The organism is Pseudomonas sp. BF-RE-22 (assembly GCF_019956155.1).
Lineage (GTDB): Bacteria > Pseudomonadota > Gammaproteobacteria > Pseudomonadales > Pseudomonadaceae > Aquipseudomonas > Aquipseudomonas migulae.
The window spans coordinates 1-9725 of the sequence record NZ_JAHBDD010000073.1 but is presented as its reverse complement, the minus strand read 5'-3'; the positions used below and the strand labels follow the sequence as shown (position 1 = coordinate 9725).

Genomic DNA, 9725 nt, shown 5'->3' with positions numbered 1-9725 from the left:
GTATTGGGGCGGCTGGGTGGGGAGGTGGGTTATCCACTGGGTGGCGGGGTGATCGGCAGCTCAAACCTGACCGCGCATTTTGCCGATGCCCGGCAGAATCAGACGTTCTTCGGCGTCAGTGCCGACGAGTCTCAAGCCTCGGGGATCCGCCCGTACAACGCCGGTGGTGGCTTGCAGAACGTGGCGCTGACCCAGAGCTTCGAATTTCCCCTGGCGCCGCAATGGTCGCTGCTGACGAGCGCGAGCTGGATTCACCTGACGGGGGCGGCGGCGGATAGCAGCATTGTCAAAGCGGTCGGGGATACCCATCAGGGTGGAGTGCAGGCGGCGGTGGCTTACAAGTTTGAATAGAAAGGTTCATTGGCTGGTCTGACGCCATCGCGAGCAGGCTCGCTCCCACAGGGGGATGCGGTCAAAATGTGGGAGCGAGCCTGCTCGCGATGGGGCCCTTGAGATCACTGAAATCTAGGTTTCTTCACCTTCAGCCAGCAACGCAATCCCCCCCATGATCACCGCCACCCCCACCCAGTGCAGCACGCTGATCTGCTCGTCCAGCCCCAGCCAAGACCCAAGCAAAACCCCGACGAACACCAGCGAACTCAACGGAAACGCCAGCGACAGGCTGCTGCGCCGCAGAATCAGCATCCACACGAAAAACGCCCCGATGTAACAGGCGATCGCCAGCCACACCCCGGGATTCACCGCTACGGCCATCAGCCACTTCAGGTTGAAATCCATCTGCCCCAGTTGATCGCCACCGACCTTCGTGGCGATCTGCCCGGCGCTTTCAAAAGCGATCAACAGCGCCCATAGCACGATGGTGCCGAGGCGCTCATGCAGCCAGTCGGCCTTGCCTCTGATCATCGATTGAGCCTCATGCATGGGCGACACACACGAGCATCACGCCCGCCGTAATCACTAAGGTGCCGAGCCAGCGCCGACGACTCACGGTTTCGCCGAGGATCAGTTTGCCGGCCAGCACCACGCCGCAATACGCCAGCGCCGCCGCCGGAAACAGCAGGCTCAGCGGCGCGCGGGAGAGGGCTTCGAGCCAGACAAAAAACTCGATCACGTAGGCGCCAATCCCGCACCACAGCAGCGGCGCGTTGAACACCTGGCCCCAGAATGCATTCAGGCGAAAACCGCCTTCAAGTTCCGGCAAACGGTCGAGTCCGAGCTTGAAACAGAGCTGACCAATGACGTCCAGCACGATGGAAAACGCCACCAGCACAATCACGGTAAGGGTCATGGGAACAGCTCCTCGAACAGCTCGATCAGTGCCTGATTGGTGGCCGAGTTACGCAGCAGATCGTCTGCGCTCCAGCGTTCCGCCGGCGGCTGGTCGGCCTTGGCTTCCCAGCGTTTGAAGGCGTTGCTGAAGGCGGGACGGGCGTATTCGCCGCAGATGTCGATGCCGAGGATCCGCTTGTTCGCGGCCAGCACGCGTATCGCTTGCAGCAGATGGCTCAGGCGCATGCCGCCCTGATCCCAGTTGGTCGCCGCGTCTTCGCAGGCCAGGACGTCTTTGTCGATGGTGATCCACACCGCCTCGGTGGGCAGGCTGGTGATCAACTGATCGAGAAACACCGGCCAATCCAGCTCGGCGAGGTTGCGCCAGTGCAGCTGGTTTTCCAGTTGCTGATGCCCGGCACCATCGCCGACCCGGCCCCAGACTTTCGAGGGCGGATGCTGCCACGGAAACAGCTGCAAGACCCCGCGTTTCAGGGCGCTGAGGTTGCCGCCCTTGAGTTGTGGATTTTGCAGGTCCTCGCTGCACGGGCCGAGGGTGACGATGCGCTGGACGTTCGGCAGTTTCAGCGCCTGGTTGACCCACGAACCGCAGTGTCGACGCGGGGCGAAGTGGACCCAGTCGGGGTGATTGTCGAAGTGGATCAGGCTCACCGGTGCCGGCAAGTCAGTGAGAAAGGCTGGGGTCAAGTGGTGGTAATCGCCGGAGCCGACGAAGAAAATTTCCGGTTGCGGGCCGCTGTGGCGTGGACGTTGTTGCAGGCGTTCGGCGAAGCGGCGCCAGGTGCGTTCGCTGGACCAGAGCCGCAATTTCGGGCCGAGGTCGAGCAGGTCCAGGCGTTTCGCGCGGCCGCTGTCTAGCAACCGTGTGATGGGGGCCTGGGCAGTCAGGCTGTGGTCAAGATCTAAAATATTCAAGGTCGCAATTCACCCTTGGCAGACCCTCCCAGACACCGGCTCCATCCATCATGAAGGCCGGCCGAGAGGGCTTTTGGGGGTAAATGCAAGGGGCGGGCCAGCCTTCAGTCTCGAAACAACGCAGATCCTGTAGGAGCGAGCGGTGCGGCGATCCGACTTGCCCGCGAATGGTCCGCAGCGGAACAACTGATGCACCGCGTTATCGTTCTTCGCGGGCAAGCCTCGCTCCTACAGGGGGTGTGGTCAGGTCTGGAAGCGAACCCAGACGCTGACGAGGATCGTCGCCGCGATCAACCACGCCACCGCCGCCACGGCGAGCGAAGCCTCCAGCCGCATCCGGTCGACCATCACGTACAACGTCGCCAGATAGATGAAGTACGGAATGATCGACCACATGCCAAACACAATCGTGGTCTTCAAGTCGTCCAGCGAGCGACCCTTGCCGACGATGTAGTGCGCAATCAGCGCAAAGGTCGGAAACAGCGGCACCAGGCCGGCGATGTAATAGTTTCTGGTCTTGGCCAGCGCAGCGAGGATCAGCACCACCGCTGCGCCCAGGGTTGCCTTGAGCATCAGGTCCATCAGTGGCTCAACCCGTACTTCTTCACTTTGTCGAACAGCGTGGTTTTGGCCATGCCCAGTTCCAGGCTGGCCTGGGTCAGGTTGCCGCCGCTGCGTTGCAAGGCGTCGCCGAGCAGGTTGCGTTCGAAGGCTTCCACCGCTTCGGCGAAGGCCAGGCCCTGATTGCTGCCGCTGGCGCCCGACTTCTTGAAGGCCGGCAGACCGAGGGCATACCGCTCGGCAACGTTGCGCAGTTCACGGACGTTGCCCGGCCAGTCGTGGCTCATCAGGTTCGACACGGTCTGGTTGTCCAGCTCCGGCACGGCACGGTCAAAGCGCAAGGACGACTGCTGCAGGAAGTGCTCGAACAGTTGCAGGATGTCTTCGCGGCGCTCGCGCAGCGGCGGCAGTTCCAGGGTCACCACGTTCAGGCGGTAATACAAGTCGCTGCGGAATTCGCCGGCCTTGCTCGACTCATCGAGATCGGACTTGGTGGCCGCGATCACCCGGCAATCCACCGCCACGCTCTGGTTCGAGCCGAGGCGTTCGAGGGTGCGTTCCTGCAACACCCGCAGCAGTTTGATCTGCAACGGCAGCGGCATGCTTTCCACCTCGTCGAGGAACAGCGTGCCGCCGTCGGCGTGTTCGATCTTGCCGATCCGCCGCTTGCCGGCACCGGTGAAGGCGTTGGCTTCGTGGCCGAAGATTTCACTTTCGAACAGGTTCTCCGGCAGGCCACCGCAGTTCAGGGCGACGAACTGTTTGGTGTGACGCCGACTGAAGTCGTGCAGGCAGCGTGCGACCAGTTCTTTACCGGTGCCGGTTTCGCCTTCGATCAGCACGTTGGCCGAGGTATCGGCGACATTGGCGATCAATTCCCGCAAGTTCTGCATGGCTGGCGAACGGCCGATGATCCGGCCTTCCAGGGAATCCCGTTCCGCCAATTGCCGGCGCAGCGAAGAGACTTCCCGGGCGAGGCTGCGTTGCTCCAGCGCACGACGGGCGACATCCACCAGGCGTTCGGGGGAGAAAGGTTTCTCCATGAAGTCGTAGGCGCCTTTCTGCATCGCGCCGACGGCCATGGAAATGTCGCCATGGCCGGTGATCAGCACCACCGGCAGGCTGCGATCACGGGCCTTGAGCCGGGTCAGCAATTCCAGGCCATCAATGCCCGGCAGGCGAATGTCGCTGATGACGATGCCGGCAAAGTTGTCGCCGACCCGCTCCAGCGCTTCTTCGGCGCTGCCCACGCCGACGCAGGGAATGTCTTCCAGGGTCAGCGCCTGTTGGCAGCCGAGCAGCACATGAGGGTCGTCTTCGACGATCAGCACACTAAGGTCGTTGTTCATATTGGCTCGGCTTGAAGGGGGCTTACCAACGGTAAACTGAGGACGAAGGTGGTACCACCGCTGGCCGGGTGTTCGACACCCAGGTGTCCGCCGGTGGCGGCGGCCAGGCTGGCGGACAGGGTCAGGCCAAGGCCCAGGCCTTGCTCGCCGGGTTTGGTGGTGAAGAACGGTTCGAACAGATGCTTGCGCGCTTCGGCATCGATGCCGTGGCCGTTGTCGCGTACCCGCAGGCGATACTTGCCGTCGAACGCTTCGCCTTCGAGCCACAGTTCCGGTTGGGGTTGCGACTGCATGGCGTCGAGGGCGTTACCGATCAGGTTGACCAGAATCTGCTCCAGGCGGGTCTGGTCAATCTGCACCTGCACGTCGGCGAACTCACGATGCAAGTGCAGAGGGACGCTTTCCACGCGTCCGCCGAGCAGTTGCAGCGCGGCGTCCACCGCTTTGCCGAGGCAGGCCTGGCCCTTGTCGTCGCCGCGCCGGGCGAAGGAGCGCAGGCTTGCGGTGATCCGCCCCATGCGGTCGATCAGTTCGTTGATGGTCTTGAGGTTGGTGCTGGCCACATCCAGTTGCCCGCGCTCGAGGAAGCGCACGGTGTTGCCGGACAAGGTGCGCAGCGCCGCCAGCGGCTGGTTCAATTCGTGGGCGATGCTGGTGGACATCTGGCCGATGGCCGCGAGTTTTCCGGCCTGCACCAGTTCATCCTGGGCACGGCGCAAGGTCTCTTCGGCCTGACGGCGTTCACGGATCTGGCCCTTGAGCCGTTCGTTGCTGGCGCGCAGGTCGGTGGTGCGTTCGGTAATCCGACGCTCCAGTTGATTGTTGGCTTCCTGCAAGGCTTCCCGGGCGGCGAGACGGGTGGCGATCACCTTGCGGCGCTCGTTCCAGGCGATCAGCAGGAACGCCACCAGGGCAAACGCCACGGCCACCAGAATCCCCTGATTGATCGCTTCGCGACGCAAATCCTGCAGCGGCGTGAGCAGGGTGAAATTCCACGGGGTGTCGCTCAAGGGGCGGGTTTGCGAGAGGTAACTGATGTCCTCTTCGTCGGACTCCACTTCGCTGTTGGCCGGGAAGGTCAGTTTTTCCTCGCCTTCGGCCAGTCTTTCCCGGGCCAGCGGTTGCAGCTCGTTCAGTGGAAACCAGTAGTACTGAAGGCTGCGGGCGAGTTTTTCCTTGGTCTCGTCGCTCAATGGAACGACTGATTTCAGCCGTCGCGCCGGATCGCTGGAGAGAATGATGATGCCGTTTTCGTCGCTGACGAAGGCTTCCAGGCGCGCGCGCTGCCAGCGTTCTTCCATGGCTTCGAGGCGGACTTTGACCACCGCGACACCGATGATCTTGCCGTGTTCTTCCAGGCCATGGGCCAGGTAATAACCGGGTTCGCCGTTGGTGCTGCCGATGCCATAGAAGCGACCCGGCTGGCCGCGCACGGCGTTCTGGAAATAGGCGCGAAAGGACAGGTCTTCACCGAGATAACTGTCGACGTCGCGCCAGTTGCTGGTGGCCATGACACGACCGGTGGTGTCCATCACGTAGATGGCCCGACTGCGGCTGCGCCGGTTCAGGCCTTCGAGGTATTCATTGACCGTTTGCCGGTGTTCCGGCGACGGGTCGGCCAGCAGCTTCGAAACGCTGGTTTCGAGTTCCAGCAGGCTGGGCAGGTAGGTGTACTTGCTGATCTCGCTCTCGACGGCGCGGGCGTGCAGTTCGAGCTGACGCTGGCCGTTCTCGCTGAGGCTGCGGATCCCGTAGTGCTCGCTGACCCAGAAGCCGAGGTAACCCAATCCGATCATCAGGGCGATGACCAGTGGCGGCAGGAACAAGTGGCGGATCAGACGGGGTTTCACGACGAGTGATGGCGGCGCTGCGCGATAGAGAGTGGGGTCGCATTTCATCACAGATGCCTTGGGTCAACCACAACACAAATCTCAAAACCATCACCGACCCCTGTAGGAGCCGGCTTGCTGGCGATGGTGGGTCAGCCACATTGATGTCGACTGAAACTCCATCGCCAGCAAGCCGGCTTCTACAGGGGAGCGGTGTTTTTTAGTGCTGCAGAATCTTGTTGAGGAAGTGCTGGGTACGCTCGGCGCGGTGGCTGATGTCGCCGAAGAACTCCTCTTTCTTGCAGTCTTCGATGATTTTGCCGGCGTCCATGAAAATCACCCGGTCCGCCACTTTACGGGCGAAGCCCATTTCGTGGGTCACGCACATCATGGTCATGCCTTCGTGGGCCAGTTGCACCATCACGTCGAGCACTTCGTTGACCATTTCAGGGTCGAGCGCGGAGGTCGGTTCGTCGAACAGCATGACGATCGGGTCCATCGCCAGCGCACGGGCAATCGCCACACGCTGTTGCTGACCACCGGAGAGCTGGCCCGGGTGCTTGTGAGCGTGTGCCGAGAGGCCGACGCGCTCCAGCAGTTGCAGGCCTTTCTTGGTGGCTTCTTCCTTGCTGCGGCCCAACACCTTGATCTGCGCGATGGTCAGGTTTTCGGTGATGGTCAGGTGCGGGAACAGCTCGAAATGCTGGAACACCATGCCCACACGTGAGCGCAGCTTCGGCAGGTTGGTCTTCGGGTCCGCAATGGACGTGCCGTCGACCACGATGTCGCCTTTCTGGAACGGTTCCAGGGCGTTGACGCATTTGATCAGGGTGGATTTGCCGGAGCCGGACGGCCCGCACACCACGATCACTTCGCCTTTTTTGACCTCGGTGCTGCAGTCAGTCAGTACCTGGAAGTCGCCATACCACTTGTTGACATTCTTGATAGAGATCATACGGCAAACCTTTTTTGCAGACGCTTGACCAGCAGCGAGGCGGCAAAGCTGATTGTGAAGTACACGAGACCTGCGAAGATCAGGAACTCATTCGAGCGGCCGATGATGTCGCCACTGGCACGCGAGGCATTGAGGAAGTCCACCAGGCCGACGGCGTAGACCAGCGAGGTGTCCTGAAACAGGATGATGCTCTGTTGCAGCAGCAGCGGGGTCATCTTGCGGAACGCTTGCGGCAGGATGATCAGGCGCATCATCTGGCCATACGACATGCCCAGGGCCTGGGCAGCGCCCATCTGGCCTTTGGGAATCGACTGCACGCCGGCGCGGACGATTTCGCAGAAGTACGCCGCTTCGAACATCATGAACGCCACGATGCACGAGGCGAATGCGCCGATCGGTGTGTCTTCGCCGGTGATCCAGCGCAGCACGAACGGCACCGCCAGGTAGAACCAGGTGATGACCAGCAGCAGTGGAATCGAACGGAAGTAGTTAACGTAGGCGCCGGCGATGTTCGACAGCACTTTGCTGTGGGACAGGCGCATCAGCGCGAGGATCGTGCCGAGGATGATCCCGCCGACGACGCCCAGCGCCATCAATTGCAGGGTCATGACCATGCCGTTCCACAGGCCCGGCAGGGACGGGATGATGCCCGAGAAGTCGAATTCCATCATTTACCCCCTACGGAGATCAGGCCCGGTACGGCCACTTTCTTCTCGACCAGGCGCATCAGCAGCATCAGGCTCATGTTCAAGGTGAAGTAGATCAGGGTTGCCAGGGTGAACGCTTCGAACAGGTTCGCGGAGAACTCGGCGGTCTGTTTGGTTTGTGCAAGCAACTCCATCAGGCCGATCAGCGAGGCGACGGAGGTGTTCTTGAATACGTTCAGGAATTCCGAGGTAAGCGGCGGAATGATGATCCGGTAGGCCTGGGGCAGCAGCACGTTCCAGTAGATCTGCGGCAGCTTGAAACCCATGGCGCGAGCAGCGGATTCCTGGCCTTTTGGCAGTGCCTGAATACCGGTGCGAACCTGTTCGCAAACGCGAGCCGTGGTGAACAGGCCCAGGCAGACAACCACGCTGAGGAACGCGGAGGTGGTCGGGTTCAGGTCCTGTTTGTACCATTCCTGCAGGTCTTGCGGCAGCAGGTCGGGCACCAGGAAGTACCAGATGAACAGCTGCACCAGCAGCGGTACGTTACGGAAAAGTTCGACGTAGCAGGTGGCGATGCCCGATACGATGCGGTTCGGCACGGTACGCATGACGCCCAGGATCGAGCCCAGTGTCAGGGCGATGATCCAGGACGCGATGGCGATGCCGATGGTCCAGCCCAGACCGGACACGTACCAGTCGAAATAGGTCTCGCTGCCCACGCCGGTGGACTTGAAGAACACGCCCCAGTCCCAGTTGTAATTCATTAGGGTCTCCCCTCAGTTCAATCGATGTGCAAGTGCCCGCTTGGGGGAAGCTCCGTTCCCGCCTGACCTTTTCGATCAGGCACACGCTCCCGGCTCGACAGCCACCGGTTCGAGTGTTTCCAAAAAATACCAGCAGGAAGTGACCACCTCCTGAAAGGGCGTTGGCCCTCTCAGGAGGTAAGGTTAGTCAGAAAATCAGGACTTCTTGTCGTCAGCCGCTTTATCGGTCGGATTGGCGATCAGGGCCTTGAGCTCGTCGCTCATCGGGAAATTCAGGTTCAGACCTTTTGGCGGGATTGGCTGCATGAACCATTTGTCGTAGATCTTGTTGATCTCGCCCGACTTGTAGGTCGCCACGATGGCGTCGTCTACAGCCTTCTTGAACGGCTCGTCGCCCTTGCGGACCATGCAGCCGTAGATTTCGTAGGACTGTGGAGTGCCGGTCACGGCCCAGTCAGTTGCCTTCTTGGCTTTGGCTGCTTCACCTGCCAGCAGGGCGTCGTCCATCATGAAAGCCACGGCACGGCCGGTTTCCAGCATCTGGAAGGATTCGCCGTGGTCTTTGGCGGAGATGACGTTCATACCCATCTGCTTGTCGGCGTTCATCGCCTTGAGGATGCGTTCGGACGTGGTGCCGGCGGTGGTCACGACGTTCTTGCCGGCCAGGTCAGCGAAGTCCTTGTACTTGGAGTCTGCCTTGGACAGCAGGCGAGTACCGATTTCGAAAATGCCGACGGAGAAGTCAACTTGCTGCTGACGCTCGACGTTGTTGGTGGTGGAACCGCACTCGAGGTCCACGGTGCCGTTCTGCACCAGCGGGATGCGGGTTTGCGAGGTCACCAGGTTGTATTTGACCTGGAGATTCGGCATGTCGAGGTCTTTTTTCAGGGCTTCAACGACTTTCAGCTGAATATCGTGGGAGTAGCCAACCGGCTTGCCGGAAGCGTCCGCGATATAGGAAAACGGAATGGAAGCGTCACGATGCCCGAGGGTGATGGTGCCGGACTCTTTGATCTTCTTCAGTGTGCCGGTGAGTTCGGCAGCGAAAACTGGAGTGGTAATCAGAGCTGCAGCAATGGCTGCGCCCAGGATATGGGGAACGATGCGCATCAAATTTTCCTCGACATTGTTTTTTTTATGGAGCCAGTTCATCGGCCCTTTTGTGCTTCGAATGTCTGTCGGCTTCTCAAGGTCCGCGCAACAAGCATTCGTCCAAGAGTGTAGAGCATGACTCGTGCCAGACCAGTCGACACAAACTAAATTATTGATTTATAAGGAGATTAAATATTTGTGGCGCGTTTTTTGGAGTGAGATAGTCCGGTTAACCGAATAGACCGACGGGTCGCGTTCGGAAAACCGAATGCTCCATGTTGTAAACACTTTCCCCTGTAGGAGCCGGCTTGCTGGCGATGGCGGTGTGCCAGTCAATAAAGAAGTTGACTGGCACACCG

General features: G+C 60.6%; 11 protein-coding genes. 1 reads left to right on the top strand and 10 read right to left on the bottom strand.

Features of this window, described 5'->3' with window-relative positions; all coding sequences use genetic code 11:
* On the top strand, positions 1-351 hold a 351-nt coding region (locus KGA82_RS25980), incomplete at its 5' end, for a MipA/OmpV family protein (protein WP_223453082.1).
* Positions 352-465: 114 nt separating this feature from the next.
* Here KGA82_RS25980 and KGA82_RS25975 read toward each other — a convergent pair.
* The 10 genes from KGA82_RS25975 to KGA82_RS25930 all read right to left on the bottom strand — a co-directional run bounded on the left by KGA82_RS25975 (position 466) and on the right by KGA82_RS25930 (position 9384).
* The gene (locus tag KGA82_RS25975; protein WP_223453081.1) at positions 466-864 is read right to left on the bottom strand and encodes a transporter; all 399 of its coding nucleotides are present in this window, start codon (positions 862-864) and stop codon (positions 466-468) included.
* A 10-nt stretch (positions 865-874) separates the two neighbouring features.
* Positions 875-1249, bottom strand: coding sequence for an EamA family transporter (locus KGA82_RS25970; RefSeq protein WP_192420029.1), 375 nt, complete (start codon positions 1247-1249; stop codon positions 875-877).
* Complete coding sequence (locus tag KGA82_RS25965; RefSeq protein WP_223453080.1) at positions 1246-2166, bottom strand: arginase; 921 nt, start codon at positions 2164-2166, stop codon at positions 1246-1248. The genes KGA82_RS25970 and KGA82_RS25965 overlap by 4 nt, the downstream gene beginning before the upstream one ends.
* A gap of 243 nt (positions 2167-2409) precedes the next feature.
* A complete protein-coding gene (locus tag KGA82_RS25960) occupies positions 2410-2739 on the bottom strand; it encodes a GlpM family protein (RefSeq protein ID WP_177318184.1) in 330 nt (109 codons plus the stop codon).
* Between the two features lie 8 nt (positions 2740-2747).
* Complete coding sequence (locus tag KGA82_RS25955; protein WP_008040853.1) at positions 2748-4076, bottom strand: sigma-54-dependent transcriptional regulator; 1329 nt, start codon at positions 4074-4076, stop codon at positions 2748-2750.
* Complete coding sequence (locus KGA82_RS25950; RefSeq protein ID WP_008040854.1) at positions 4073-5974, bottom strand: sensor histidine kinase; 1902 nt, start codon at positions 5972-5974, stop codon at positions 4073-4075. The genes KGA82_RS25955 and KGA82_RS25950 overlap by 4 nt, the downstream gene beginning before the upstream one ends.
* Before the next feature lie 151 nt (positions 5975-6125).
* Complete coding sequence (locus KGA82_RS25945) at positions 6126-6860, bottom strand: amino acid ABC transporter ATP-binding protein (RefSeq protein ID WP_008032183.1); 735 nt, start codon at positions 6858-6860, stop codon at positions 6126-6128.
* Complete coding sequence (locus KGA82_RS25940) at positions 6857-7528, bottom strand: amino acid ABC transporter permease (protein ID WP_192420023.1); 672 nt, start codon at positions 7526-7528, stop codon at positions 6857-6859. Before KGA82_RS25940 ends, KGA82_RS25945 begins: the two co-directional genes overlap by 4 nt.
* The gene (locus KGA82_RS25935) at positions 7528-8274 is read right to left on the bottom strand and encodes an amino acid ABC transporter permease (RefSeq protein ID WP_223453079.1); all 747 of its coding nucleotides are present in this window, start codon (positions 8272-8274) and stop codon (positions 7528-7530) included. The genes KGA82_RS25940 and KGA82_RS25935 overlap by 1 nt, the downstream gene beginning before the upstream one ends.
* 195 nt (positions 8275-8469) lie before the next feature.
* Positions 8470-9384 carry a glutamate/aspartate ABC transporter substrate-binding protein gene (locus tag KGA82_RS25930; protein WP_008032176.1) on the bottom strand — a complete coding sequence of 305 codons (915 nt, stop codon included), beginning with the start codon at positions 9382-9384 and terminating at the stop codon, positions 8470-8472.
* Positions 9385-9725 lie beyond the last annotated feature (341 nt).